Source organism: Antrihabitans spumae, from assembly GCF_043944905.1.
Taxonomy (GTDB): Bacteria; Actinomycetota; Actinomycetes; order Mycobacteriales; family Mycobacteriaceae; genus Antrihabitans; species Antrihabitans spumae.
Window position 1 is genome coordinate 12,854 of record NZ_JBIMSN010000153.1, and the last position, 26,570, is coordinate 39,423.

The 26,570-nt window shown below is 64.1% G+C and carries 28 protein-coding genes; 8 read left to right on the forward strand and 20 right to left on the reverse strand.

Translation table 11 applies throughout. The features are described 5' to 3' along the window. Positions 1-13: 13 nt before the first annotated feature. The 11 genes from ahcY to ACHIRB_RS28660 form a co-directional block, all read right to left on the reverse strand. Positions 14-1,492 carry an adenosylhomocysteinase gene (gene ahcY / locus ACHIRB_RS28610; RefSeq protein ID WP_395117039.1) on the reverse strand — a complete coding sequence of 493 codons (1,479 nt, stop codon included), beginning with the start codon at positions 1,490-1,492 and terminating at the stop codon, positions 14-16. 90 nt (positions 1,493-1,582) lie between these two features. After that, positions 1,583-2,194, reverse strand: coding sequence for a TetR/AcrR family transcriptional regulator (locus ACHIRB_RS28615; RefSeq protein WP_199703101.1), 612 nt, complete (start codon positions 2,192-2,194; stop codon positions 1,583-1,585). Positions 2,195-2,484: 290 nt separating this feature from the next. Next, positions 2,485-2,667, reverse strand: coding sequence for a rubredoxin (locus ACHIRB_RS28620; protein WP_199703102.1), 183 nt, complete (start codon positions 2,665-2,667; stop codon positions 2,485-2,487). A gap of 14 nt (positions 2,668-2,681) precedes the next feature. Further along, a complete protein-coding gene (locus tag ACHIRB_RS28625) occupies positions 2,682-2,867 on the reverse strand; it encodes a rubredoxin (RefSeq protein WP_199703103.1) in 186 nt (61 codons plus the stop codon). Then, positions 2,864-4,117 (reverse strand): alkane 1-monooxygenase, encoded by a 1,254-nt coding sequence (locus ACHIRB_RS28630; RefSeq protein ID WP_395117036.1) that lies wholly within the window; start codon positions 4,115-4,117, stop codon positions 2,864-2,866. The genes ACHIRB_RS28625 and ACHIRB_RS28630 overlap by 4 nt, the downstream gene beginning before the upstream one ends. 116 nt (positions 4,118-4,233) lie before the next feature. Further along, positions 4,234-5,724: an amino acid permease gene (locus ACHIRB_RS28635; RefSeq protein WP_395117034.1), complete on the reverse strand. Its 1,491-nt coding sequence runs from the start codon at positions 5,722-5,724 to the stop codon at positions 4,234-4,236. 78 nt (positions 5,725-5,802) lie between these two features. Further along, a complete protein-coding gene (locus ACHIRB_RS28640; protein ID WP_395117032.1) occupies positions 5,803-6,720 on the reverse strand; it encodes a cation diffusion facilitator family transporter in 918 nt (305 codons plus the stop codon). A gap of 87 nt (positions 6,721-6,807) precedes the next feature. Continuing rightward, positions 6,808-8,031, reverse strand: a complete 1,224-nt coding sequence (gene manA, locus ACHIRB_RS28645; protein WP_395125908.1) for a mannose-6-phosphate isomerase, class I — start codon at positions 8,029-8,031, stop codon at positions 6,808-6,810. Then, positions 8,031-9,167 (reverse strand): tobH protein, encoded by a 1,137-nt coding sequence (locus ACHIRB_RS28650; RefSeq protein ID WP_395125907.1) that lies wholly within the window; start codon positions 9,165-9,167, stop codon positions 8,031-8,033. The genes manA and ACHIRB_RS28650 overlap by 1 nt, the downstream gene beginning before the upstream one ends. A gap of 82 nt (positions 9,168-9,249) precedes the next feature. Continuing rightward, on the reverse strand, positions 9,250-10,614 hold the full coding sequence (locus tag ACHIRB_RS28655; protein WP_395117026.1) for a phosphomannomutase/phosphoglucomutase: 1,365 nt from the start codon (positions 10,612-10,614) through the stop codon (positions 9,250-9,252). 88 nt (positions 10,615-10,702) lie between these two features. Next, complete coding sequence (locus ACHIRB_RS28660; RefSeq protein WP_395117024.1) at positions 10,703-11,113, reverse strand: DUF3499 domain-containing protein; 411 nt, start codon at positions 11,111-11,113, stop codon at positions 10,703-10,705. A 77-nt stretch (positions 11,114-11,190) separates the two neighbouring features. Between ACHIRB_RS28660 and ACHIRB_RS28665 the strand changes: the two genes are divergently transcribed. Next, positions 11,191-11,682 (forward strand): metallopeptidase family protein, encoded by a 492-nt coding sequence (locus tag ACHIRB_RS28665; protein ID WP_395117022.1) that lies wholly within the window; start codon positions 11,191-11,193, stop codon positions 11,680-11,682. Between the two features lie 72 nt (positions 11,683-11,754). Here the strand turns inward: ACHIRB_RS28665 and ACHIRB_RS28670 are convergent, their stop codons facing one another. After that, positions 11,755-11,991, reverse strand: a complete 237-nt coding sequence (locus ACHIRB_RS28670; protein WP_395125913.1) for a WhiB family transcriptional regulator — start codon at positions 11,989-11,991, stop codon at positions 11,755-11,757. 568 nt (positions 11,992-12,559) lie between these two features. On the opposite strand from ACHIRB_RS28670, the gene cofD reads away from it, so the two are divergent. Genes cofD through ACHIRB_RS28685 form a run of 3 tightly spaced genes read left to right on the forward strand, consistent with a single transcriptional unit; the run spans position 12,560 to position 15,446 of the window. Next, positions 12,560-13,522 (forward strand): 2-phospho-L-lactate transferase, encoded by a 963-nt coding sequence (cofD, locus tag ACHIRB_RS28675; protein WP_395125912.1) that lies wholly within the window; start codon positions 12,560-12,562, stop codon positions 13,520-13,522. Beyond that, entirely contained in the window at positions 13,519-14,886 is a 1,368-nt protein-coding gene (locus ACHIRB_RS28680) for a coenzyme F420-0:L-glutamate ligase (protein ID WP_395125906.1), read from the forward strand. Before cofD ends, ACHIRB_RS28680 begins: the two co-directional genes overlap by 4 nt. Beyond that, on the forward strand, positions 14,883-15,446 hold the full coding sequence (locus ACHIRB_RS28685; protein ID WP_395125905.1) for an NUDIX hydrolase: 564 nt from the start codon (positions 14,883-14,885) through the stop codon (positions 15,444-15,446). The genes ACHIRB_RS28680 and ACHIRB_RS28685 overlap by 4 nt, the downstream gene beginning before the upstream one ends. Before the next feature lie 3 nt (positions 15,447-15,449). Here ACHIRB_RS28685 and manB read toward each other — a convergent pair whose 3' ends face one another. Genes manB through rfbD form a run of 3 tightly spaced genes read right to left on the reverse strand, consistent with a single transcriptional unit; the run spans position 15,450 to position 18,319 of the window. Next, positions 15,450-16,529 carry a mannose-1-phosphate guanylyltransferase gene (gene manB / locus ACHIRB_RS28690; protein WP_199703115.1) on the reverse strand — a complete coding sequence of 360 codons (1,080 nt, stop codon included), beginning with the start codon at positions 16,527-16,529 and terminating at the stop codon, positions 15,450-15,452. Next, positions 16,519-17,439, reverse strand: a complete 921-nt coding sequence (locus ACHIRB_RS28695) for a glycosyltransferase family 2 protein (RefSeq protein ID WP_395117014.1) — start codon at positions 17,437-17,439, stop codon at positions 16,519-16,521. Before ACHIRB_RS28695 ends, manB begins: the two co-directional genes overlap by 11 nt. A 10-nt stretch (positions 17,440-17,449) precedes the next feature. Continuing rightward, entirely contained in the window at positions 17,450-18,319 is an 870-nt protein-coding gene (rfbD, locus tag ACHIRB_RS28700) for a dTDP-4-dehydrorhamnose reductase (RefSeq protein WP_395117012.1), read from the reverse strand. Between the two features lie 108 nt (positions 18,320-18,427). Here rfbD and ACHIRB_RS28705 point away from each other — a divergent pair, with 108 nt between their 5' ends. Next, positions 18,428-20,005, forward strand: coding sequence for an LCP family protein (locus ACHIRB_RS28705; protein ID WP_395125904.1), 1,578 nt, complete (start codon positions 18,428-18,430; stop codon positions 20,003-20,005). After that, on the forward strand, positions 19,993-20,709 hold the full coding sequence (locus ACHIRB_RS28710; RefSeq protein WP_395125903.1) for a TIGR03089 family protein: 717 nt from the start codon (positions 19,993-19,995) through the stop codon (positions 20,707-20,709). Before ACHIRB_RS28705 ends, ACHIRB_RS28710 begins: the two co-directional genes overlap by 13 nt. Here the strand turns inward: ACHIRB_RS28710 and ACHIRB_RS28715 are convergent. Beyond that, entirely contained in the window at positions 20,696-21,079 is a 384-nt protein-coding gene (locus tag ACHIRB_RS28715) for a hypothetical protein (RefSeq protein ID WP_395125902.1), read from the reverse strand. The genes ACHIRB_RS28710 and ACHIRB_RS28715 overlap by 14 nt on opposite strands. Before the next feature lie 168 nt (positions 21,080-21,247). Here ACHIRB_RS28715 and ACHIRB_RS28720 point away from each other — a divergent pair, with 168 nt between their 5' ends. After that, a complete protein-coding gene (locus ACHIRB_RS28720; protein WP_395125901.1) occupies positions 21,248-22,117 on the forward strand; it encodes a DUF559 domain-containing protein in 870 nt (289 codons plus the stop codon). Here ACHIRB_RS28720 and ACHIRB_RS28725 read toward each other — a convergent pair. From ACHIRB_RS28725 to ACHIRB_RS28740, 4 genes are all read right to left on the reverse strand, one after another. Continuing rightward, positions 22,092-23,249 (reverse strand): acyl-CoA dehydrogenase, encoded by a 1,158-nt coding sequence (locus tag ACHIRB_RS28725; RefSeq protein WP_199703121.1) that lies wholly within the window; start codon positions 23,247-23,249, stop codon positions 22,092-22,094. The two genes, ACHIRB_RS28720 and ACHIRB_RS28725, sit on opposite strands and share 26 nt — an antisense overlap. A 130-nt stretch (positions 23,250-23,379) precedes the next feature. Beyond that, positions 23,380-24,069: a TetR family transcriptional regulator gene (locus ACHIRB_RS28730; RefSeq protein WP_395125900.1), complete on the reverse strand. Its 690-nt coding sequence runs from the start codon at positions 24,067-24,069 to the stop codon at positions 23,380-23,382. A gap of 22 nt (positions 24,070-24,091) precedes the next feature. Continuing rightward, positions 24,092-24,604 (reverse strand): 5-(carboxyamino)imidazole ribonucleotide mutase, encoded by a 513-nt coding sequence (gene purE / locus ACHIRB_RS28735; protein ID WP_395117002.1) that lies wholly within the window; start codon positions 24,602-24,604, stop codon positions 24,092-24,094. Continuing rightward, positions 24,597-25,865 (reverse strand): 5-(carboxyamino)imidazole ribonucleotide synthase, encoded by a 1,269-nt coding sequence (locus ACHIRB_RS28740; RefSeq protein WP_395125899.1) that lies wholly within the window; start codon positions 25,863-25,865, stop codon positions 24,597-24,599. The genes purE and ACHIRB_RS28740 overlap by 8 nt, the downstream gene beginning before the upstream one ends. Positions 25,866-25,948: 83 nt before the next feature. Between ACHIRB_RS28740 and ACHIRB_RS28745 the strand changes: the two genes are divergently transcribed. After that, on the forward strand, positions 25,949-26,512 hold the full coding sequence (locus tag ACHIRB_RS28745) for a GtrA family protein (protein ID WP_199703125.1): 564 nt from the start codon (positions 25,949-25,951) through the stop codon (positions 26,510-26,512). The last annotated feature ends 58 nt before the right edge of the window (positions 26,513-26,570 follow it).

Genomic DNA, 26,570 nt, shown 5'->3' on the forward strand with positions numbered 1-26,570 from the left:
AGTGCTCGGGCAACTAGTAGCGGTAGTGCTCGGGCTTGTACGGACCTTCGACGTCGACACCGATGTACTCGGCCTGCTCCTTGGTCAGCTTGGTGAGCGTGCCACCGAGTGCCTCGACGTGAATGCGCGCGACCTTCTCGTCGAGCACCTTGGGCAGGCGGTACACCTCGTTGTCGTACTCCTCCGGCTTCGTCCACAGTTCGATCTGCGCGATCACCTGGTTGGAGAAGCTGTTGCTCATCACGAAGGACGGGTGCCCGGTGGCGTTGCCCAGGTTGAGCAGGCGGCCCTCGGACAGCACGATGATCGAATGGCCGTCTGCGAAGGTCCACTGGTCGACCTGCGGCTTGATGTTGAGCCGCGTAACGTCGGGCGAGCGCTCGAGGCCTGCCATGTCGATCTCGTCGTCGAAGTGACCGATGTTGCCGAGGATCGCCTGGTGCTTCATCTGCTTCATGTGGTCGAAGGTGATGATGCCCTGGTTACCGGTCGAGGTGATGATGATGTCGGCGTTGCCGATGGCCTGCTCGACCGTGACGACGTCGTAGCCGTCCATCAATGCCTGTAGCGCGTTGATGGGGTCGACCTCGGTGACCTGCACGCGTGCGCCCTGGCCCGCAAGCGATTCCGCACAACCCTTGCCGACGTCTCCGTAACCGCAGACGAGCACCTTCTTGCCACCGATGAGAACGTCGGTGCCACGGTTGATGCCGTCGATCAGCGAGTGCCGAGTGCCGTACTTGTTGTCGAACTTGCTCTTGGTGACGGAGTCGTTGACGTTGATCGCCGGGAACACGAGTTCACCGGACGCGGCGAACTGGTACAGCCGCAGTACGCCCGTCGTCGTTTCTTCGGTGACACCCTGAACGCTTTCGGCGATCGCGGTCCACTTGCCCTTGTCCGTTTCGAAACGGTTGCGGATCAAGTTGAGGAACACCTTGTACTCGGCCGAATGATCGTCCTCGTTCGGCGGCACGACACCTGCCTTCTCGAACTGTGCCCCGCGCAGGACGAGCATCGTGGCGTCGCCACCGTCGTCGAGGATCATGTTGGCGGGTTCACCCGGCCACGTCAGCATCTGCTCGGCGGCCCACCAGTACTCTTCGAGCGATTCGCCCTTCCAGGCGAAGACGGGCGTACCCGCGGGGGCTTCCTCGGTGCCTGTCGGACCGACGACGACGGCAGCTGCCGCGTGATCCTGGGTCGAGAAGATGTTGCACGATGCCCAGCGAACTTCGGCACCGAGCGAGACCAGCGTTTCGATGAGGACCGCGGTCTGAATCGTCATGTGCAGCGATCCGGAGATCCGCGCGCCCTTCAGCGGTGCCACCTCGGCGTATTCGCGGCGCAGCGCCATCAAGCCGGGCATTTCGTGCTCGGCGAGCCGAATCTCTTTGCGGCCGAACTCGGCCAGACCGATATCGGCCACCTTGTAGTCGATGCCGTTGCGGCTGTCGGCTTGCAGGGTTGTTGCTTCCACTGAAGTCGTCATCTGCCTCTCCTGGTAGGGCGGTACTTGGCAAGGCTAGCGGCAGAAGCAGCGGAGGCGGGGAGCGCACCCGGGTAAACAGTGCTGCGCCGCTCAGCCTGCTGCGCTGACCTCGTCGACGTAGGGACCGAACAGTGCGGCGAGGTCGGCTGCCACGTCGACGAACGATTCCGGCGGTATTCCGATGTAGCTCAGCGCAAGTCGCACGAGCGCGGTCGCCAGCCGTTCGCCGTTGGCGCGGGAGGTGTCGATCCAGCTGTTCTGGAACGTGTCGGCCAGCCGGGTCCGGGCGTGCACAATCAGCGGACCGGCATCGAGGGTGATGAGCCGCAACAGGTCGGGCTTCACGTCACCGGAGAGCAACGACAGGATCAGCGGTTCGGATGCGCTGTCCATGAAGAAGCCCTGCAGGCCCTCGGCGATGGCCGCGCGGACATTACCTTCGTTGGACCGGATGGCGCCCTCGACGTGATCGACGAACTGATCCGCGAGTCGCAACGCGTAGGCCTGCGTCAACCCGAGCCGAGAATTGAACTCGTTGTAGAGCGTCTGCCTGCTGACCCCTGCGCGCTTCGAGATATCGGACAGGGTGATCTTGTTCCAGTCGCGTTCGCCGAGCAGCTCGCGCATCGAATCGAGGACCGAATCACGCAGCAGCGAGCGCGCTGCTTCCTGATAGGGCACTCTCGACACGCTGTTCGACATGCCGCGACGGTTTCATGGGCAGTTCTCGTAGTCAACTCACCCCGCTGGTCTACACCAGTTCGGCTCGATGAGCTTCGACGAAGGGTAGGAACAACATTGCGAGATCTGCAGGCACGTCACGTGCGATCTCCGGGGATCGTCGAAGTTCGCCCAGACCGCATCGTCGACTCGATCGCACAGCAGGTCCACCAACGACACCGTGCCCGGACGACCCCGGATAGAAAACGATCCACGCCCGCAACATCGTCGCAGGCGTGGATCGCGGGGGCACTGACATCACCCGACTCGTGTCAAGAGCGTTCGATTTCGACCATGAAGAAGTCGGACTTTGCCGCACCACAGTCAGGGCAGCTCCAATCGTCCGGGATGTCGTCCCAGCGGGTACCCGGTTCGATACCGTCGTCGGGCCAACCAACCGCCTCGTCGTACTCGAAACCGCACTGGACGCACTGGTAGAGCTTGTAGTCGTTCACAACGAGAACCTTTCCTACGAGTTGCTCGGCTGGCTTACGCCGACCGGCTCGAAGTCGACCTTGTCACGCACGCCGCAATCGGGGCAAAACCAGTCGTCCGGAATCGAATCCCACGAGGTGCCCGCCGGAAAGCCCTCCCGCGGAACGCCTTTGGCTTCGTCGTAGACGTAGTCACAGACGGGACACTTGTAGGCGCTCATTTGTCGGCCGCCTGCGAATCCTCGACCACCCCGTAGCGAGCCAGAATCTTTTCGCGCTTCGGCGGGTGGATGTTCGCGCGGGTGATGTCGCCGTCGTAGTGCGCAAGGACGCGAGGATCCATGACCTTGCGCCACAGCGGCGGGAAGTAGGCAAGCAGAATCAGGCTCGCGTAGCCGCTCGGCAGGTTCGGTGCACCGTCCCAGCTGCGCAGCGTCTGGTAGCGACGGGTCGGGTAGGCGTGATGGTCGCTGTGGCGCTGCAGGTGGTACAGGAAGATGTTGGTGACGATGTGGTCGCTGTTCCAGCTGTGCTCGGGAGCCGGACGCTCGTAGCGACCACTCGCGGTCTTCTGCCGGACCAGTCCGTAGTGCTCGAGGTAGTTGACCGACTCCAGCAGGCTGAACCCGATGATCGCCGACAGAATCAGGTAGGGCAGCAGTCCGATACCGAAGATTGCGGTGAGCGCCGCGAACAGCACGACCGACATCAGCCACGACGTGAGGACTTCGTTCTGCAGGCTCCACGGGCTCTTGTCCAGGCGGGCGAGACGAGTCTTCTCGAGCTTCCAGCCGGACTTGAAACTGCCCGACACTGTGCGCGGCCAGAAGGCCCAGAAGCTTTCGCCGAAACGCGAGCTTGCCGGATCCTCCGGGGTTGCGACGCGGACGTGGTGGCCACGGTTGTGCTCGATGTAGAAGTGCCCGTAGAAGGACGGGGCAAGGGCGATACGGGCGAGCCAGCGCTCCATGTCGACCTTCTTGTGGCCGAGTTCGTGCGCGGTGTTGATCCCGACGCCGGCAATCATGCCGATGGTGATGGCGAGACCGATCTTGTTGGCAACATGCAGACCATGGCCTTCGAAGCCGAGCCAGCTGAGGTTGTCCGACATGATCAGGTAGCTGCCGAAGATCAGCGATGCGTACTGGAACGGCAGGTACAGGTAGGTGAGGTAGCGGTAGTACCTGTCGTTCTCCAGGTACTCCATCACTTCGTCCGGCGGGTTGTTGCCGTCGGGTCCGAAGAAGATGTCCGCAATCGGAATGACGACATAGACGAGGATCGGGCCGAGCCAGACCGGAAGCTGTGCAACCTCGTGCCAGCCGAGTGCATTCAGTCCGATGATCAGCGGTAAGCCGATGATGAAAAGTCCGGCTGGGGCGAAGAGGCCCCACAGCCACATGTATCGCTTGGTATCGCGCCAATCGGTGGCGGGCGCGTCGGCGGTTGCCGGATCTACATGCGTAGACATCGATGTCTCCTAGTCAAGCGGGCGTGTTCTCGCAGTTGTGAAGTCGAACACTTCTACCGTTGACAATAGAGGTTGCGCTGTCCCCTGTCTAGACAAACTGCTGATTTTGTAAAGACCTACTTCTCGCCATGCCGTTGTCGCACCATCGAATGCCGGTATCCGTACAGGAAGTAGACGGCGACCCCGAGCACCATCCACAAGATGAACCGAAACCACGTCTCGACGCTCAGGTTCAGCATCAACCACAGGCATGCAAGGACCGCGAGGATCGGCACGAACGGCACCAGCGGAACTTTGAACCCGCGAGACAGATCCGGCCGGGTCCGTCGCAGCACCAGGACGCCGATCGACACGAGCACGAAAGCGAACAGGGTGCCGATGTTGACCATCTCTTCGAGCTTTCCGATCGGCACCAGCCCTGCAAGAACGGCACAGACGAGGCCGACGATGACCGTGATTCGTACCGGCGTTCCACGCTTGCCCGTGTGCGCAAGCGCGCGCGGCATCAACCCGTCCCTCGACATCGCGAACAACACTCGCGTTTGGCCGAGGAGCAGGACCATGACGACTGTGGTGAGTCCGGCGAGCGCACCGAACGAAATCACATTGCTAGCCCACTCGACGCCGTTGAGGGAGAAAGCCGTAGCAAGGGTCGATTTCTCACCGGCAAGCTCGGTGTAGGGCACCATCCCGGTCAACACGAGAGTGACGGCGACATAGAGCACGGTGACGATCGCAAGTGAGCCGAGAATTCCGCGCGGGAGTGCGCGCTGTGGATCCTTCGTCTCCTCGGCAGTGGTTGCGACGATGTCGAAGCCGATGAACGCAAAGAACACCAGGCTTGCGGCCGCAAGCAGACCGTACGGGCCGAACGTGCTGTCGCCCGCACCTGTCAGGTAGGAGAACAGGGACTGGTGGATGCCTTCCTTCCCGGAACCGCCTTGCGACGGCGGGATGTAGGGCGAGTAGTTCTCCGTCTTGATGTAGCCGATGCCGACCACGATGACGAGCAAGACCACGACGATCTTGATTGCCGTTATAACGGCCGAAACCCGGGAAGACAACTTGGTTCCCGTTGCGAGCAGGCCCGTGAGTACCAGCAGGATCAGCACCGCGCCCCAGTCGAACTCGAGGCTACCGATGTGCATCGAGGGCGCGGCCGTCCCGAGCACTTCGCCCAGATACAGTGACCAGCCCTTGGCGACCACCGATGCCGCGAGCGCGAACTCCAACATCAGGTCCCACCCGATGATCCAGGCGACGAACTCACCGAAGGTGGCATAGGAGAACGTGTACGCGCTGCCCGCCACCGGCACCGTCGACGCGAACTCCGCGTAACACAGCGCGGCGAGCGCACAGGCGATCGATGCGAGTACGAACGCGAGCGATACGGATGGTCCCGCGACGTTGCCTGCGGTCCGCGCGGTGAGCGTGAAGATTCCGGCACCGATGACGACAGCGACGCCGAACACCGTGAGATCCCAAGCGGTCAAGTCTTTTCGGAGCTTCGAATCGGGCTCGTCGGTGTCGGCGATCGACTGCTCGACCGACTTCGTCCGGAACAGCGAATGCCTCGACGGAGACTTTTCGGAGTCGTCGATCGCCACAGCGGGCCTCCTTGCTCGGTGTTGAACCCCGAGCCTATGGCCAAGGGCGCTTGCGCAGAACGAAAGTGGGAACCGAAGTTATTTCGCGGTGCGATAGAGGTCGGGTTCGAGGTACATCGCCCGAACCGAGGGGACTTCGCTGCGCACCCTGGCCTCGGCGGCGTCGATCGCCGCCGCAACGGCGGCGATGTCGAGACCGGGTACGAAGGCGAGCTTCGCTGCAACCAACATCTCTTCGGGACCGAGGTACTGGGTCTTGAGGTGGATGACGCGCTCGATCCCCTCGCCGTCGGCGAGACCCGCGAGAATGCGCTTCTCCTCGTCGGCTGTCGCACCTTCTCCGATCAGGAGACTGTGCATCTCGATGATCAGGATCACCGCGATGACGCCGAGCAGTAGACCGATCGCGAGGGTGCCGACACCATCCCAGACAGGCTCGTCGGTGATGACGGTCAAGCTGACACCGAACAATGCGAGGAACAGACCGACGAGCGCTCCGGTGTCTTCCAGCAGCACCACCGGCAGTTCCGGGCTGCGCGAATTTCTGATGAACTGCCACCAGGTCGCATTGCCCTTGAGTGGCTTGGACTCCTTGTAGGCCGTCATGAAGCTGTACGTCTCGAGGCCGATAGCGATCACGAGGATGCCGATCGCCACAGCTGGGCTGGTGAGCTCCTCCGGATGCTGAATCTTGTGAATGCCCTCGTAGATCGCGAACATCGAACCGAGGGTGAACAACACGAGCGCGACAACGAAGGAGTAGAAGTATCGGCTACGGCCGTAGCCGAACGGGTGCAACGTGGTTGCCTCACGCTCCGCCCGTTTCTGACCGAGTAGCAGCAGACCCTGATTGGACGTGTCCGCAACGGAGTGCACGGCCTCGGCAAGCATCGACGACGAACCCGTGATCGCCCAGCCGACGAACTTGGCCACCGCGATTCCCGCGTTCGCAATCAATGCCGCGACGATCGCCTTTTTGCTACCGCCTGCGGACATATCGCTCCTCCTGCTGGTCGATCGGGCTCGGACTACTCGGGCCTAACGGCTACACAGACATTTCGGTCGAGCAGCGCGAGCATCACGCTAGCCTGCTCGACCGACGGATGCGCAGAACATCTGCGCATTTCCCTCCGACGTCGTGACCGAAACGTGCGCATCTGCCGCCGACACCCATGCGGCAGCGCCGCGCCGAAGCTCCAGAACTGCGTCGCCGCTACGCAACTGCACCGAACCCTTGGTGCACAGCAGGATGTTCGGTCCATCGACAGCGACGTCGGCCGTCGGGTTCGTCGCGTCGAGATCGATTCTCGACAGCGCGAATTCAGCGGCAGGCGTCGGATACCGACGAGCCCCGCGCTCGCCGCCTGGATGCAGGATCGGCACCTCGACCGGCTCGAAGTCGAGTACCCGCAGCAGTTCCGGGACATCGACGTGTTTCGGCGTCAAACCACCGCGCAACACGTTGTCGGAGTTCGCCATGATCTCGACCGCGACACCGCGCAGGTACGCATGCAGATTTCCGGCGTCGAGGTAGAGACCTTCGCCCGGCTGAAGAGTGATTCGATTGAGCAGCAGCGAACACAACACACCTGCATCGCCGGGGTAGGTGTCGGCAAGCTCTATCGCGGTGCGGACCTCTTTGCCGAACTGCCCCTTACCGTGACTCGCCGACAGATAGGCCACACAGCCGTCGAGCACTTCGGGAAGCAAAGTCGCCAACGCCCGCTCGGGCAGGGTGATCCAGGTGGTGAACAGGGCCCGTAATCCGGACGAATCAGGTTGCCCTGCAAGCAGAGCGCTGTATTTCGCCAAGGCGGGCACCTCGAGCGCGGCGAACAGAGCGATGGTTGCGTGCGGGTCGCGGAAACCGGCGAGCGCCTCGAACCTGTCCAGCGCTACGACCAGTTCCGGCTTCGGGCAGTCGTCGCGATAGTTGCGCGTAGGAGCATCGATCGGCACACGAGCGCGGTTCTCCCGCGCAAAGCCATCCCGCGCTTGGATCGCACTCGGATGGGCCTGCAGCGACAAGGGCTCCTCGGCCGCAAGCAATTTCAGCAGAAAAGGCAGCCTGTTGCCGAACCGTGGTGCGACGGCGGAGCCGAGTTCGCGAACGGGGTCGGCTGCGACGGCGTCGAGCAGTGACACCGCGTCGTCGCCGATCAGCAGTCGCGCCGGGTCGGCGGGGTGAGCCCCGAACCACATCTCGGCCTCGGGGTGGACCGACGGCACCGGTCTACCGCACAGTTCGGCGAGTGCGGTTCGCGATCCCCACGCGTAGTTGCGCAGCGCACCTCGCAACAAGTGCACTAGTGACCTCCGCCGAAACTGCGTGCCGCGCCGGACATCAGCTGCACGTACGCGGCTGCCATTTCCAGCCGAACAGCCAGTATCGCAAGCTGTTCCAGCTCCCTGCCCGACCGCGTCGGCGGCGGCACTCCCTCATCGGCGCGCGCAGCTTCTTCAGGATCGACGGCGACGAGTTGAGCATCGGCGAAGACGGCGATCCGACGTTCGGCGAGCCGCCGTTCCGGCTCGGTGCTGACGACGAACACCCGCACCCGATTACGCGGCGGCGGACCGTCGAGCTGCTCGTCGTGAAAGAACGGGTCGAAATCCGAGCTCCCACCCGAATCACCCTGCGCGAGCATCGCGGCCGCGCCGACGACGTCGGAGAGATCGCCCGCCGCCGCTATCGTTCCCGCGCAGCGCAGCAGTACCTCGGAGGCGTGGCGTGCCAATTCGGCAGGCGCGGCGTCGTCGCCCGCGAGCACGATCTCACAGTTGCGCATCCGAGAGGCAAGCGCTTTCGCCGGATTGTGGAAAACCTCGTTGCTCGGATGATCGTGCGCCGCTTCGGCATCGAGAAGGTCGGCAAGGCCGGCGAGGTCCGGCAGAAACGGTGCCGACCGCGCCTTGTCGACGATCGCGAGCACCGCGATGCCCGCGGCGATGTAGCGGAGGAGGGTGTTGTGTTCGAGGACGGGAACACGCGGTGGCAACGTCGAGGCTCGCCCCGCGCCTGCCGCACGCAACGGCCCCTCGTCGGGTGCGACGATCACAACTTCGGCGCCACGCCGCAATGCCTTGTCCACGGATTCGACGAGCCTGGGATCGCCCGCATCGTCACCGGCGACGAGAACGACGTCGAGTGGACCGACCCACGGTGGCGTCTCGTCGACGTGTAGGACCGGCAGGCCCGCACTGCCACCGAGCGCAGCCACGACAAGGCCCGCGGCACGTGCCGCCCGACCCGCGCCGGTGACGAAGAGAACGCTCCGAGGTCGGAGGTCCGTCAACCGAATCAGCGAATCTTCGCTCACCGCGGCGGCAGTCGCACGAACCTGCGCGCCACCGAGCGCGGCCGACCGCAGTGCGCCGCCGACGTCGGCCGCAAGGAGGGAATCGACGTCGTCGAGATCGAAGACCGGCGAGGGAGCGGTCATAGGAGGTTGCACACCGTCCTTTCACGGGCAGACGACGACGTCGATTTGTTCTCGAAAGAGTTGCTTCGAACCACTATTCCAGCTACGCGCGCACGATGGTCAGTATCTCGGTCACGAGTGCGTCTACTTCGCCTGCAGACGCGGCTTCGACGTTGAGACGAAGGAGCGGTTCGGTATTCGACGCCCGCAGGTTGAACCACGAACCGTCCTGCAGCGACACCGTGACGCCGTCGAGTTCGTCCACCGACGCGGTCCGGTCGGTGAATGCGGCGACCACCGCGCGGGTGCGGTCGGCAGCGTCGGCAACCGTCGAATTGATCTCACCGGACGCCGAATACGTTTCGTAGGCGGCCATCAGTTCCGACAGCGGCCGATCCTGCTCACCGAGTGCGGCAAGGACGTGCAGCGCGGCAAGCATGCCCGAGTCGGCGCACCAGAAGTCACGGAAGTAGTAGTGCGCGGAGTGCTCGCCACCGAAAATTGCGCCGGTGTCGGCCATCTGCTGCTTGATGAACGAGTGCCCGACGCGGGTGCGCACCGGCTTGCCGCCGAGTTTCGTCACGAGCTCAGGCACTGCACGCGAGGTGATGAGGTTGTGGATGATCGTTGCGCCCGGCTCTTTCGCGAGCTCACGCGCGGCGACGAGAGCGGTGACCGCGGACGGCGACACCGGTTCGCCACGCTCGTCGACGACGAAGCACCTGTCGGCGTCACCGTCGAAGGCAAGTCCGATGTCGGCGCCGGTGTCGCGAACGTGGGATTGGAGGTCGACGAGATTCTTCGGATCGAGTGGATTGGCTTCGTGATTCGGGAAATTGCCGTCGAGTTCGAAGAACAGCGGTTCGATCGTCAGCGGCAGCGGCCCGAGGACGGACGGAACCGTGTGACCCCCCATTCCGTTGCCTGCGTCGACCGCAACCGTCAACGGCCGCAGCGCGCTCAGATCGACGAGCTTGCGCAAGAACTGCGCGTAATCCTCGAGCACATCTTGCTGTGTACTCGATCCCGCCGGACCGTCGTAGGACGGCACGCCGTCGATGACTTCCTGCGCGATGGTGGCCAGACCGGTCGCCTGGCCGACCGGTTTCGCGCCGGCTCGACACAACTTGATGCCGTTGTACTTCGCGGGGTTGTGGCTCGCAGTGAACATGGCACCGGGGCAGTCGAGGTGCCCGGATGCGAAGTACAGCTGATCGGTCGATGCAAGTCCGATGTGGACGACATCTACGCCCTGTGCTTCGACTCCGGCCGCAAATGCTGCCGCCAGTTCGGGCGAGGATTCACGCATATCTCCCCCGATCACGACGCGCGTGGCGACCGAGCGAATCAGGCGCGCGAACGCCGCGCCGACGTCACGGACGAAATCGGCGTCGATCTGTTCACCGATGACGCCACGGACGTCGTAGGCCTTGATCACGGCGTTCACGGATTCGGCGGAACGTGCCACTGGATGAGGCTCCTGCTGTCGATGGACTGATGGTCGAGCGCGGCGACGCAATTGTCGCCGCCGACAGCCTAGTAGCAGAGGAGGATGCTCAGTTCGGGTCGGGCAGAACGCGAAGATGTCCGCGTCGTCCTGTACGCGCGGTCGGCGGCGGCGCCGACGTGGGGGGATCGATGGACGTGAACTCGGTGCGGCCACGCAGCAGATGTTCGCCGGAGCCGAGATGGCGTGGTAGTCCCGCTTCGCGCACGGCTTCGGCAAGTGCGACGAGATCGTCTTCGTCGGGGGTCGACGTCGAGTAGCCGCCCTCGTGGCGAACCATCTCCCAGCCCTTCGGGGCGCTGGTCCGCGACGCGTGGATCTCGCACAGATCCCATGAGTGCGGTTCGGCAACCGTCGCCAACGGGCCGACCACTGCGGTGGAGTCGGAATAGACGTATGTCAACGTCGCAACGGCGGGGTGTTTACACCCAGGCCTGCAGCATCGACGAAGTGCTCTCACAGTTAGTGAGACTAGCCGCCGACCGACCGCTGCCCTGCCAGGACACACCGGTGAACAAGGGCCGTAGTGTCACGGTTATGGCACGCGGGCGCATCCGACGACGACCGACGACATCGCGGTCCGTCACTCGACGGGGTCGCGGTGTGCGTGGTCCCGTGCTTCCCAATACGGTTCCCGCGTGGCGAACCCGCGGTGAGAAATTCGACATGTTGGTGTTGGAGGCTTTCGCGCCGGTCGATGCCCGTTGGCACGAACGACTGACCAAACTCGACATCGCGGTCGACGACGTCCCCAAGATTCGCCCGCTCGATATGGAGTCGGTGACCTGGCCGGACGAAGTTGTCGCCGATGGACCGGTTCCGTTGTCTCGCTTGATTCCCGCCGGAGTGGACAGGCGAGGAAGTGCAACCAGGGCGCGTGTCGTGCTGTTTCGCAGGCCACTGGAGTTGCGCGCCAAACATCCGGAAAATCTCGTCGACCTGCTGCACGACATTCTCGTACAGCAGGTTGCGACCTACCTGGGTGTCGAGCCGGACATCATCGACCCAGGACTCACCGAACCGGAGTGAGTCGCCCTGGTGTGTCGCCCGAACGAATTCCGGCGACACACGTCCTGCAGACCGCTCCTAGCGGGTACCGGGTTAACCGATACCGCGTTTGAGGCGTCGGCGCTCCCGCTCCGACAGACCGCCCCAGATGCCGAAGCGTTCGTCGTGGGCCAACGCGTAGTCCAGGCACTCGTCCCGTACTTCGCAACCCAGGCAAATTCGCTTGGCCTCTCGAGTCGAACCACCCTTTTCCGGGAAGAACGCCTCGGGGTCGGTCTGCGCGCAGAGGGCGCGCTCCTGCCACTGATCGTCTTCGGCAGCGTCGTACAACTCTTCGAATCCGTCGACGACGAGGCTGAGCTGGGGCCTGCCCTGCTCCACCTCGTAACCGCCGTCGTCGCAGACGCTAAGTGCTGCGCCCGCTTCGGAATCGGTTTGCGGTGCGTCGCCGTCGTTGCTGAAGGGAGTGTCGAACTCTCCCAGCTGGTTGGCCATCGCTTCGCCTCCTCACCTGTAATAGCGCAGAATAATTGACACCATCGACGCCAGATCGGCTCCGATGGAAGTGTGATTCGTTGGTTTCCCCGCCCTATTGCAGTTAACCACAAGGTTGTAATTAGCCACAGCGTTGCTGACAGAAACCACGTTCCGGTTGTTGCAGCCACCCCTATTGGAACGTTTGTTCGAATGTTCGCGCGGTACAAGCCTTTCGGCTGCATAGGCGCTGAATGACATACTTGTGATTAGACACGCCGCGCGCCGTCATGGTCAAGCTATCGGCGAAATTCCATTACTATCTGTCGGTTTCGAGGTTTCTGATGATCCCTGCGTCCGACGCCACGACGACTGCCGCATAGGCTTTGCAGACGTGACGGAGGAAACGAAAACAACCGGCCCCATCCGCGTCAGCGTCCTGGTCGGCGGCGTCGGTGGTGCCCGTTTCTTGCAAGGCGTCCGCGCCCTGCTCGGCGACGCCGGTGCGATCACAGCGATAGTGAACGTCGGTGACGACGTGTGGATGCACGGCATGCGCATCTGCCCCGATCTCGACACCTGCATGTACACCCTCGGCGGCGGCATCGACACCGAACGTGGCTGGGGACGAACCGGCGAAACCTGGCATGCCAAAGAGGAATTGGCGGCGTACAAGGCCGTTCCCGATTGGTTCGGACTCGGCGACCGCGATCTTGCAACGCATTTGATCCGCAGCCAGATGCTGCGTGCCGGCTACCCCCTCTCCGCCGTCACCGAGGCGTTGTGCGACCGGTGGCAGCCCGGCGTCGCACTCCTGCCCGCAACCGACGAACGCAACGAAACCCACGTGGTCGTCACCGATCCCGACGATGGCGACAATCGGCGCGCGATCCATTTTCAGGAGTGGTGGGTGCGGTATCGCGCGAAGGTCGAGACCCACGGTTTCGTCAACGTCGGGGCAGAACAGGCCAAACCAGGCCCTGGTGTGATCGACGCCATAGAGAATTCCGATGTGGTGTTCGTCGCACCTTCCAACCCCGTCGTCAGCGTCGGCGCCATCCTCTCGGTGCCCGGTATCAGAGGCGCGCTACGCACCACCTCGGCGAAGGTCGTCGGGTTGTCACCGGTGATCGGCGGAAAGCCGTTGCGCGGCATGGCCGACGAATGCCTCGACGTGATCGGCGTCGAAACGTCCGCGGAGGCGATCGGCCGACACTACGGCGCGCGCAGCGCAACCGGCATTCTCGACGGTTGGCTCGTGCATTCGACGGACACGGCCGACGTCCCCGGCGTCGAGGTCCGTAGCGTCCCGCTGCTGATGACGGATCCGCCGACCACCGCCGAGATGGTCCGCGCGGCAATGGACTTGGCTGGGATAGCGCTGTGACCGCAGAACCCGGCAACGACATCGAACGCGACCACGGCTCGGCCGACGAGATCCGCATCCTGCCCATCCGCGGTCTCCCCGAATTCCGCCCGGGCGACGACCTTGCCGAACACCTTGCGCGCCAAGCTCCTTGGCTCGTCGACGGTGACATCCTCGTCGTGACGAGCAAAATCGTCTCGAAATGCGAGGGTCGCATCGTCGAATCGCCGACCGATCCCGACGAACGTGACGCTGCGCGGCGCAAACTCATCGACCAGGAAGCCGTTCGCGTTCTCGCGCGAAAAGGACGAACCCTCATCACCGAGAATCGGCTCGGTATCGTGCAAGCGGCATCCGGGATCGACGGCTCCAACGTCGAATCCAACGAACTTGCTTTGCTACCAGTCGATCCGGATTCCAGCGCGGCTCGGCTGCGAGCCGACGTCAGAACTCGAACCGGCGTCGACGTCGCCGTCGTCATCACCGACACGATGGGACGAGCCTGGCGAAACGGCCAGACCGATGCCGCGATCGGCTCGTCCGGACTTGCCGTACTGCACGCCTACGCCGGCGCAAAGGACGGGCAGGGCAACGAACTTCAGGTGACAGAGGTTGCCATCGCAGACGAGATCGCCGCGGCCGCCGATCTCGTCAAAGGCAAACTCGGTGCGACACCGGTCGCCGTATTGCGCGGGCTGAGGACCGAGGACGACGGCTCCAACGCCGCCGCCCTGCTGCGTCGCGGGCCCGACGACCTCTTCTGGCTCGGCACGGAAGAGGCTCTTGCACAAGGCCGCAACGAGGCACTGCTGCTGCGCCGCTCGGTCCGCACCTTCGCGACCGACCCCGTTCCGCCCGACCTGCTGCGTGCGGCGATCGCCGAGGCACTCACCGCACCGGCACCGCATCACACGCGCCCGGTTCGCTTCGTCTGGATTCGCACACCGGAGGTCAGGACGCGGTTGCTGACTGCGATGCAGTCGGCCTGGCGCGCCGACCTCACCGCTGACGGACTCGACGCCGACCGCATCGAGCGTCGAATTGCTCGCGGCGACATACTCTTACACGCACCGGAGATCGTCGTACCGTTCTGCGTTCCCGACGGCGCGCACTCCTATCCCGACGAACGCAGGCAGGCGGCCGAGCAGACGATGTTCACCGTCGCCGTCGGCGCGGCCGTGCAAGGTCTCCTTGTTTCGTTGGCTACCAAGGGAATCGGCAGCTGCTGGATCGGGTCGACCATCTTCGCACCCGAGGTCGTCCGCGCCGAATTGGCGGTTCCCGGCGATTGGGCACCGCTCGGCGCAATCGCCGTCGGGTACGGCACCGAGCCTTCGACACCACGCTCCCCCGGTGCGCCCGGCACGAGTTTGGTCGAACTGTGACCGCGGAGTCGCTGCACGCAACCGCAACCGCAACCCTCGAGTCCTGGCAACCCTCGTCAGCGGCGGACGAGTCGCTGCGACACACGCTGCTGGCCTTCCTGGGCTCGGCGCCGCGCGGTTGTCTTCGCGAGCATGTGCCCGGCCATATCACCGCCTCGGCGGTCGTCATGGACGATGCAGGTGCCAATGTGTTGCTGACACTGCATCCGCGCGTCGGGCGCTGGATCCAACTCGGTGGTCACTGCGAGGAATCGGACGACACGCTTCTCGACGCGGCGATGCGCGAGGCCACCGAAGAATCCGGCATGACTGGACTTGTCATCGACCCGGTACTGCTCTCGGCCCATACCCACCCGATCACCTGCTCGCTCGGCGTGCCGACCCGACACCTCGACCTCAGATTCCTGATTCGTGCGCCCGCAGGTGCCGTACCGGTCGCGAGCGACGAGTCCGACGATCTGCGCTGGTGGCCGGTCGACAGGTTGCCCGACACAGCTCGGTCGGACGGCATCGCCCACCTCGTCGACCTCGCCCGCGAGCGCGGCCTTCCGACGGTCTGAACGTCAGACGTCGGTAGAGAACCGAATGCCGCCGTCCGGAATGTCGACGCCAGGCCAGACCCGCGCACCCTGAATGAGCTCACAGCGCGCGCCGACGTTCGCCCCGTCACCGATGACCGCGTCGCGGACGAGTGCGCGCGGACCGACCCTGGCACCGAACCCGACGATCGACCGAACGACCCGTGCGCCCGCCTCGACCTTCGCACCGTCGAACAGGATCGCACCGTCGAGCCGCGCACCGGCCCCGACCTCGGCGCCGCGACCGACGACGGTGCCGCCGATCAGCAGGGCGCCCGGCGCGATGCCCGCGCCTGGATGAACGAGTGATTCGCCACGCTGACCTGGCAGAGCAGGAGACGGCGCGATGCCACGAACCAGGTCCGCGGACCCCTGAATGAAGTCGTCGGGCGTTCCCATGTCACGCCAGTAGGACGAATCGACGTGTGCATAGATCCGCGCGCCCTCGGTGAGCAGCGCGGGAAACACCTCGCGCTCGACCGAGACCGGGCGCCCCGACGGAATCTTCTCGATGACTTCGCGCCGGAACACGTAGCAACCGGCGTTGATCTGATCGGTCGGCGGGTCCTGCGTCTTCTCGAGGAATGCCGTCACACGTCCGTCGTCGTCGGTCGGCACACAACCGAACGCGCGCGGATCGCCGACCCGAACCAGGTGCAGCGTGACATCGGCGTTGGTCGACTCGTGGGTATCGAGGATGGCTCCGAGATCGGTACCGCCAAGGACGTCGCCGTTGAAGACCATCACGTTGTCGGCACGCAGCTTCGGCATCACGTTGCGAATACCGCCACCGGTACCGAGCGGCTTGGTCTCGGTGACGTATTCGATTTCCAGCCCCAACTCCGAGCCGTCACCGAAATGCTCTTCGAAAACCTCCGCCTTGAACGACGTTCCGAGAATCACATGCGTGATGCCGGCTTCGGCGATACGGGCGAGCAGATGCGCGAGAAACGGCTGTCCCGCCGTCGGCAGCATCGGCTTCGGTGCAGACAAGGTCAGCGGACGCAGCCTGGTGCCGAGGCCGCCGACCAGAATCACGGCATCTGTGCCGGAGCTATCTGCCATCGTCGTTGCTTCCTTTTCCTCGTACGTCTTCTGATGTAGCGCGGTCGCGCAACGCTGAACGAACCGCAATTCGAGATCTGGTCGCGAGCCCCGCCTTCAATGCGAGCCGCAGTGGCGCCTGCCACCACTCGGGATGCCGGTCGGCCTGAAAGCGATAGGCGCTTTCGTGGTGTGCAGGCAGCATCAACTCGGGATGACGTCCTGCCGCATGGCCCTTCGCGTGCACGACCTCCGCGGTCGGTACGTAGATGTTGTGCCACCCTGCCTTCGTCAGCCGATCCCCGAGGTCGACGTCCTCCATGTACATGAAGTATCGGGAATCGAAGCCGTTCACGGAGTCGAATGCCGAACGCCGCAGCAGCAGGCACGATCCCGACAACCAGCCGACGGGTCGTTCACTGAGCGCTTCGTTCTCCTGTCGATAGCTCTGCGTCCACGGATTCGACGGCCACACCGTCCCGAGCAGCGCATGGCCTGCACCCGACAGCAGTCCGGGCACCGACCGCGCCGAGGGGTAGACACTGCCGTCCAACTCACGGACAACGGGTCCGAGCGCGCCAGCACGTGGCCAGCGCTGCGCGGCCGCGAGAAGCTCCGCGACAGCGCCCGGCTGCCATTCGACATCCGGATTGGCGACGATGACGAACTCGATCGAGGGGTCCAGCTCCGCGACAGCCCGGTTGACGGCACCGCCGTAACCGATGTTCGCGCCGGTGTCGAGGAGTCGCACGTTGTCGTAGGTCTGCGCCGCGCGCTCGGGTGAACCGTCGGTCGAACCGTTGTCGGCGAGGATGATCTCTACTGACTCATCGGTGGCGCCGGCGAGGGAAGACGCGAGTGAAGTTACGAAACGATCCAGATGCTCGCCGGGGGAATAGGTCACCGTTACGACGGCCAGCTGCGGACTCACGACGGTCAGCCTAATGTGCCGGTCCCTGCGTCTTCGACGCCAGATCGTCGAGTGCCGCTGCCAATCCGGCCCGCCAATCCCGCAGTGGGGCGAGCCCAGCCTCGGTCCACGCACTGTTGGACAACACCGAATACGCAGGTCGGGGGGCCGGGCGGACGAATTGGGCGCTCGAGCACGGCCGCACCCTCTCCGGATCCGCTCCGACCGACGCGAACACTGTGCGAGCTAGCTCATACCAAGTCGCAGCACCGGCGTTGGTCAGGTGCAGCAGCGGAGGGGCGCTGGGGTCGGCCGCGAGGTCCAGCAGCCCATCGGCGAGGTCGGCGGAATAGGTCGGGCTTCCCAGTTGGTCGTCGACCACGTCTATGACGTCGCGTTCGCGTTCCAACCGCAGCATCGTCGCGACGAAATCGGTGCCCGCACCCGTGTAGACCCACGCAGTTCGAACGACCTGGGCGGACGGCAGCACCGCGTGCACGGCCTGCTCCCCCGCCAGCTTCGTTCGGCCGTACGCCGTCGCGGGCTCGGGAACGTCGGTGACCTCGTACGGCCGATCGGCGTCGCCTGCGAAAACGTAGTCGGTGGACACGTGGATCAGCCGCGCACCCACCTCCGCACAGACCGTCGCAAGGATCCGAGGTCCCTCGACGTTGATGCGAGCGGCAGCTGCTTCGTCCGACTCCGCGTTGTCCACCGCCGTGTAGCCGGCGCAGTTGATCACCACGCTGCCATTCCGAACAGCGCCGCGCACGGCGTCGATATCGGTGATGTCCAACTCGCGCGATCCGAGACCCACCGGCGAAACCCCACGCAACTCCGCTCTACGGAGTAGCTGCCGACCGAGTTGCCCACCCGCACCGGTCACGATCGTTGCCTGCATGTCCGTAGTCTGGCACGCCCGACCCGCCGCTTCAGCCAGTCGGAGACCTCCGCCAAGTAGCCTGGAAACGTCGGGCAGCAAATGTTTCGCAACGGAAAGGGTCTTCGAGTGGCGCAAGAAAGACCCGCCGCGGCCGCGCATCGACGATCCACGCGGCCCGCGCAGGGCCGTTCCGCACGGCCTGCGGAGAGCCGTTCCGCGCGTACTCGGCCACCGAGGTCCACACCGACCCCTCGCGCACGGCCCGCTCAGCTCATCGTCGCCGCAATCTCGGTCCTGGTGTTGATCGTGACCGGATTCGCTTGGCGCAGTATCGATTCGCTCCGATCCAACCTCGCAACAGTCGACGGCCTCGGACTCGGCGGCGGTAAGGACGGTGCCGTAGACATCCTGATGGTCGGCACGGACAGCCGCACAGACGCGCACGGCAACCCGCTGTCGGAAGAAGAACTCGCGTCACTGCGCGCAGGCGAGGAGGTCGCGTCCAACACCGACACGATCGTGCTGATCCGGGTGCCCAACGACGGCAGCTCGGCAACGGCCATCTCGATCCCCCGCGACTCCTACGTCGACGTGCCGGGCATCGGAATGACCAAGATCAACGGCGCGTACGGCGCAACAAAGGAAGGCAAACGCCTCGAACTGGTCAACAACGGCGAATCCGACGAGACCGCCGACGAAGAGTCAACCAAGGCAGGTCGGCAAGCGCTGATCAAAACGGTCGCGCAGCTCACCGGGGTCACGGTCGACCATTACGCCGAGGTCGGCCTGCTGGGATTCGTCCTTCTCACCAATGCGGTCGGCGGCGTGGAGGTGTGCCTCAACGGACCGGTCGACGAGTGGATGTCGGGTGCGAATTTCCCGGCCGGACGCCAAATACTCGACGGTTCCAATGCTTTGAGCTTCGTTCGGCAGCGCCACGACCTACCGCGCGGCGACCTCGATCGAATCGTGCGCCAGCAGGTCTTCATGGCCGAACTCGTGCGGAAGGCATTGAGCGCGAAGATTTTGAGCAGTCCGGCGAAACTCGGCGAACTCAGCGATGCCATCACCCGATCCGTCGTTCTCGATTCCGATTGGGACATCCTCAAATTCGCCAGTCAGCTGCAGGATCTCGCAGGCGGCAAAGTGCGGTTCGAGACGATTCCGGTGACCGACCTCAACGGCACGACCGACGAGGGCGAGTCGGTCGTCCGCGTCGACCCGACCGCCGTAAAACGTTATGTCGCAAGCCTTGCCGGGGAGGACGCGCCCGAGTCCGATACGCCGACCACAACGGTCGACAAGTCGTCGATCACCGTCGATGTCGCCAACGACAGCGGCGTCGATGGGCTCGCCGCACAAGTCGCCGAGGCACTGACCGGACTCGGCTACAAGACCGGGACGGTCGGCAACAACACGGGGACCCCCGTCGACGGCACCCGAGTCCTGACCGCCGATCCCGACGACGACGCCGCGAAGGCTGTCGCCGAGTCGCTCGGCGGCGTGACGGTCGACGAGGACTCGTCGGTGGCGAAGGGCAAGATTCGTGTTGTGCTGGCAGGCGACTACACCGGTCCGGGATCGGCTGGTTCGACAGCTGCGAGCACAACCTCCACAAACTCGACGGAAGAGTCCGGCGCAACGCCGGTCCCGCCGGCCCCACCGATAGACGCAGGTCAGGACGGACCCAAATGCGTGAATTAGCAACAACTCTCACCGAAAGGCTGCTGGACCCGATCCTCTATCGCGATCCAGCGGGCCCCCGCGTCACGTTCTACGACGACGCAACCGGCGCGCGAATCGAACTGTCCGCGATCACCCTCGCGAACTGGGCGGCGAAAACCGCCAACCTGATTCGTGACGAGTTCGGTTTGGCGGCAGGATCGCGCGTCGCCGTCCTGCTCCCCGCACACTGGCAGACAGCGGCCGTGCTGCTCGGCGCATGGTGGGCGGGAACGGAGGTCGTGCTCGAGCCGGACCCCGACGCCGAGCTCGCACTCGTCACACCCGATCGACTCGACGAGGTTGCGGACCTCCCCGAGGTTGCGGCACTTTCGCTCGATGCATTCGGTCGGCCGGTACCCGATCTACCGATCGGCGTCACCGACTACGCAACCTCCGTTCGAATACATGGCGACCAATTCCATCCGGCGGGTGCCGGTGCCGCACTCGACGGTTGGTCGGTCACCGAAGTGGCGGCTGCGGCAAAGCTTTCAGCGACCGAACAGGGCTTCACGTCGGCGGACCGTGTGCTCTCGACCACAGCGTGGACCACTACTACCGAACTGATCGAAGGATTCGTGTCGGTGTTCTCGGTGGGCGCATCGCTCGTGCAGGTAGCCAATCTCGACCCCGCTGCACTCGAGCGGCGTGTCGAATCCGAGCGTGTGACAGCTACACGTCTCTGACGTAGCCGCCGTCCGCAAGACCGGCCTCGATCTCGAACCTGTTTTTCGTCTTCGGATTGCGGGCTTCCTCGAACAGGTAGCGCGCCATGAACGTGAACCCGTAGCGCGACCACTGCTCCGCGTGTACGGCCTCGTGCCGCAGCGTCTTGGTCCGCGTGTGGTCTTTCGTCAGGTATGCGGCACCGAGTGTCGTTCCAGCACGGCCGAATCCGGCACGCATCTGCGAGCACACGAACAGATCGAACTCGTCGTTGTAGGTGATCTTCGCGCGCCACAACTTCGCCCAGGCCAGTGCGACGAGTGTGACGACCCGAGCCTGCCAACTGCCGCGGGATGCTGATTTCAGACGAACACTGGTGACTGTGCGCACGGCGATCAGCGTAATGGGCCTAGGCCTACATTATTCGGTCGAATCGGCGGGATTCCGTCGATCGCGACGAATAATGTGTGCTCAGGCCCAGTTTCCACAGGGCGCCACTTATCCACAGGGGCTGGCTTCAGGCCGGGTCGGCCGAAAGCAATGCCGCACGCTGACAACATGAACCCGTTCGGCATCCGCACGCGCGAGGATCTGCTGCGTGAAGGAGTCGCGAGCAGCACGATCGACAACCGTGTGCGCCAAGGCGTTTACCACCGGTTGTTGCCGAAGATCTACAGTCTCGGCACACCGACGGCACTTGGCCGTTGCGCCGCGATCTTGTTGTGGGCTCCGGATGCGACTCTGAGCCACCGCACTGCGGCGTGGATGTGGGGCATGCTGCCTGAACCGACCGTCTTCGAGGCAACGGTTCCACCTGTGCAGGTACGCACTACGCCCAACTGGCTCAGCATCTACCGCCGCCAACTTCGCCCCGAATTGATCGGCGAGTCGTGGGCGATGCCGACCGTCGAACCTGCTCGCGCCCTCTTCGATTGCGTGACGGTCCTGCCGAAAGAAGCTGCCGATCGACTCATCGACGAACAGCTGGGCCGCAAGGTCGACGCGAACCGGCTGCTCGAGCTGTGCCAACTCGATGGTGGCCTCACCGGCGCGCCGGAAGTTCGCCGTCAATTGACCACGGCAGCGCAATGGGCAGCATCGGAGCCTGAACGAATGTTTGCTCGTGCACTCACGGCTCGACACTGCCCACTGCCGGCCAACCGATCGGTCGGCCCATACCTCTGCGACTTCGTCGACGAACGCTCGAAACTGGTCGTCGAGATCGACGGTCGCGAATTCCATAGCGAAGCAGCAGTTTTCCGCAACGACCGCCGCCGCCAGAACTGGCTGCTGCTCGAAGGCTGGCTGGTCTTGCGGTACGCGGCGTACGACGTCTACAACCACCTCGACGAGATTGCCGACGAAGTTGCCGATGTCGTGCGCCGCCGCCGCAGAGCGAAAGCTACTTCAAGATCGCACGCGACATGACGACGCGCTGGATCTGGTTGGTGCCCTCGTAGATCTGGGTGATCTTGGCGTCGCGCATCATGCGCTCGACCGGGAAGTCGCGCGTGTAGCCCGCGCCACCGAAGAGCTGGACCGCTGATTCGGTGACATCCATGGCCGTGTCGGATGCGAAGCACTTCGATGCCGCGGAGATGAAGCCGAGGCCCGGCTCGCCACGCTCGGCGCGAGCTGCGGCCGTGTAGATCATCAGGCGTGCTGCTTCGACCTTCATCGCCATGTCGGCCAGCTCGAACTGAACTGCCTGGAAGCTGGCGATGGACTTACCGAACTGCTTGCGGTCCTTGGTGTAAGCGATCGCCGCGTCGAGTGCACCCTGCGCGACGCCGACGGCCTGCGCGCCGACGGTCGGGCGGGTGTGGTCGAGCGTCTCGAGTGCGGTCTTGAAGCCGGTGCCGGGCTCGCCGATGATGCGATCGCCGGGGATTCGGCAGTTCTCGAAGTAGAGTTCCGCGGTCGGCGAACCCTTGATGCCCATCTTCTTTTCCTTCGGGCCGACGGTGAAGCCTTCGTCGTCCTTGTGGACCATAAACGCGGAGATGCCGTTGGCGCCCTTTTCGGGGTCGGTCACGGCCATGACGGTGTACCAGGTGGACTTGCCGCCGTTGGTGATCCAGCACTTGGTGCCGTTGATGATCCAGTCGTCGCCGTCGGCCTTCGCGCGGGTCTTCATGCTTGCCGCATCGGAGCCGGCTTCACGCTCGGACAGCGCGTAGGACGCCATCGCGCCGTTGGCGATGTCGGGAAGCACCTTCTGCTTCAGTTCTTCGGAGCCCTTGAGGATCAAGCCCATCGTGCCGAGCTTGTTGACCGCGGGAATCAGCGACGACGAACAGCAGACGCGAGCGACCTCTTCGATGACGATGCATGCCGCGACCGAGTCCGCGCCCTGACCGCCGTAAGCGTCGGGGACGTGGATGGCGTTGAGACCCGACTTCACAAGTGCGTCGAGGGCTTCCTGCGGGAAACGCTCGTCTTCGTCGCATTCTGCTGCGTACGGAAGAATTTCCTTCTCCGACAGCGCGCGAATGGCTGCGCGCAGTTCGTCGTGTTCTTCGCTCAGCTTGAACAGGTCGAAGTCCGGGTTACCAGCCATGAAAGTGCTCCTCGGCAAAGTTGTGTTTGTTTCGGCATTGATTAGAGCGGCGGCACTCAGTGCCAGCGTTCGACCCAATATACCCCACCAGTTCGACCGTTGCTGCGACTATCCGTGCCAACCAAAGGCACTAGGTGCCAGATGGCTCACTGTCGACGCCGTCACGATTCAGTCGACGTTGCAGCAGATCCGCGACCCGCCGCGGTGCGGTTCCGCGCGGAAATACGGCGATCACGACCTCGTCTGCATCGGTCGCTCGCGCTCCGAACAGCTTGCGGATCCCAGCGAGCGCATCTCGCAGTTCGTCGTTCGTCGTCATCGCCCCGTCGCGGACCATCCGACGCAGCAGGTAGTTGTGGGTCGCAGTGACAGCAGCGGCGAACTGCACTACTTGAAGATCCGGGGCATCGGGTAGCTCGCGCCGCAGGTGTTCGACGAACAAGCGCTCGTAGGCGAACACGGTCACGATTTCGCGATCGCGCAGCGCTGGTACTCCCTGCACGACGGTGTAGCGACGCCGTGCCATGTCACGCCAGTGGGAGAACCCATCGAACACGAGCAACGCGGCATCGCAGACCGCATCCCACGGATCGCCGCGCTCGCCTGCTAGGAAGTCGGACGCGCGGGCGAACAGAATTTCGTGGTCGGCGAAGACGACGTCTTCTTTCGCCCTGAACTGCCGGAAGAAGGTTCGCCGCGATATTCCTGCGGCTTGGGCGATCTCGTCGACGGTCGTCGCTTCGTAGCCCTGCTCGGAGAACAGCCGCAACGCCTCGGCGACGACCGAGAGTCGAAACCGTGCTGGATCGTCGGTGTGCATCTTCTCAGCCGACCATCTGCATTCACCCCAACAGTTTCCGACGCAACGCCTCGTCTTTGCCGGCAACCATCTCTGCCAACCCCACCTGGAACTGTTCCATGCGCTCGCGGAGTGCGGGATCCGACGCGCCGAGGATGCGCACAGCGAGTAGACCGGCATTGCGTGCGCCGCCGATCGACACCGTCGCAACGGGAACTCCGGCAGGCATCTGCACGATCGAGAGCAACGAGTCCATGCCGTCGAGGTACTTCAGCGGCACCGGAACGCCGATGACGGGGAGCGGCGTCGCAGAGGCGACCATGCCCGGCAGATGCGCGGCGCCGCCCGCTCCCGCGATGATCACCTGGAGTCCGCGGCCGGCAGCGTCGCGCGCGTAGTCGAGCATTCGCTGCGGAGTCCGGTGCGCGGACACGACGCCGACCTCGAAGCGAACACCGAACTCGCCCAACGCTTCCGCCGCGGCTTCCATGGTCGGCCAGTCGGAATCGCTGCCCATGATCAGGCCGACTGCTGGACCTTGCTGGCGGTCAGTCATGAAGTTCCCATCCATCGTTCCATTCGGCATGTGAAAGGAAATGCGCGGCAAGTTCGGCACGATTGCGGACCGCCGCGACGTACTTGGCATCGTCGAGCGAGCCGTTCGCCGCGCCGAGCACGTTCACGTGACCGATCTTGCGGGCGAACCGCTCACCCTTCCCGTACAGGTGGACCTTCACGTCGGGGAAGCGCGCGAAAAGATGATGCAGGCGCTCGTCCATGCTCATGTGCGGTGCGGTTTCGGCGCCGAGCACGTTCGCCATCACGGTCACGGGAGCGATCGGCGAGGTATCACCGAGCGGATAGTCGAGGACCGCACGCAGATGCTGCTCGAACTGCGAGGTCCGCGAACCGTCCATCCCCCAGTGTCCGGAGTTGTGCGCGCGCATTGCCAGTTCGTTGACGAGGATCGTGCCGTCGGTCGTTTCGAACAGTTCGACCGCCATCGCGCCGACGACGCCGAGCTCCGACGCAAGACGTAGTGCGAGCTCCTCGGCCTCGGTCGCGAGGTCGTCCGACAAACGCGGCGCCGGGGCAATCACAACGGCGCACTGGCCGTCGCGCTGCACGGTCTCGACGACCGGCCAGGTCGCACCCTGACCGAACGGTGACCGTGCGACCATCGCCGAAAGTTCGCGTTGCAACGGCACCTTGGCCTCGACGAGCAGCGCGACCCCGTTGTCGAGTTGTGCGGTCACGATCGCGGCAGCATCCTCTGCGTTCGCCGGCATCCAGACCCCGCGGCCGTCGTAGCCGCCACGAATGGCTTTGACGACCACCGGCCAACCGTTCTCCTTGCCGAACGCTTCGACATCGGCGGGTGACGCGACCTCGGCGAATGCAGGGACCGGAATTCCGAGTTCGACGAGCCGACGTCGCATCGCGAGCTTGTCCTGCGCGAAGATCAACGCCTCGGGCGGCGGCGCGACGTTGACGCCTTCCGCGACGAGGATCTCGAGATGTTCGGTCGGAACGTGTTCGTGATCGAACGTCAGGGCGCTCGACCCGATCGCAGCCTTGCGCAGCGCTGCGAGATCGGTATGGCTACCGATCACGACGTCGGGGCTGACCTGCGCGGCGGGATCGTTCGGACCTTCGGACAACACTCGAAGACACTGGCCGAGGGCGATCGCAGCCTGATGCGTCATACGCGCAAGCTGGCCACCTCCGACGATCGTCACAACCGGCAGCGCGCCGCTCTGATCGCGCGGACTGTCGGAACGAGGAGGTGATGCAGTCACGGCTTCAAAGTTTGTCATGCCGCACCGGCGGCCTGTGACAATGCTGATGATTGGCGCGTTGATTGGTCAGTAGTTGGTTGCTTTTCGTACACTGCTTCGTTGTGTCCCTAATAGATGACGTGGTCAGGCGAATACCACAGCCGTATCGGGACATAGCGCTCCGTCACAACGAGCTGATCAAGTTCGCGATCGTCGGCGGTACGACTTTCGTGATCGACTCCGGCATCTTCTACACGCTGAAGTTGACGGTGCTCGAGGAGAAGCCGGTCACCGCCAAGATCATCTCCGGTGTCATCGCGGTGATCGCGTCCTACATTCTCAATCGCGAGTGGTCGTTCAAGAATCGCGGCGGCCGCGAGAAACATCACGAAGCCCTACTGTTCTTCCTGGTCAGCGGCGTCGGAGTGGTGCTTGCCTTCATCCCGCTCTACATCTCGAGCTATGTGTTCGACCTGCGGGTTCCTGACGTCAGTTTGACGGTGGAGAACATCGCCGACTTCGTCAGTGCGTACATCATCGGCAACCTGATGCAGATGGCATTCCGGTTCTGGGCGATGCGACGGTTCGTGTTCCCCGACGAATTCGCCCGAGGCGGCGTCGCAGGATCGACCGACGTCGAACCGACTCCCGAGGAAATAGCCGAAGAAGAGTTGGGCCACTCCTAGCCCGGATCTTTCACGCGGGGCGCGTGCTGGCCTGAGCGGTTCGGGTTGATGGTTTCGA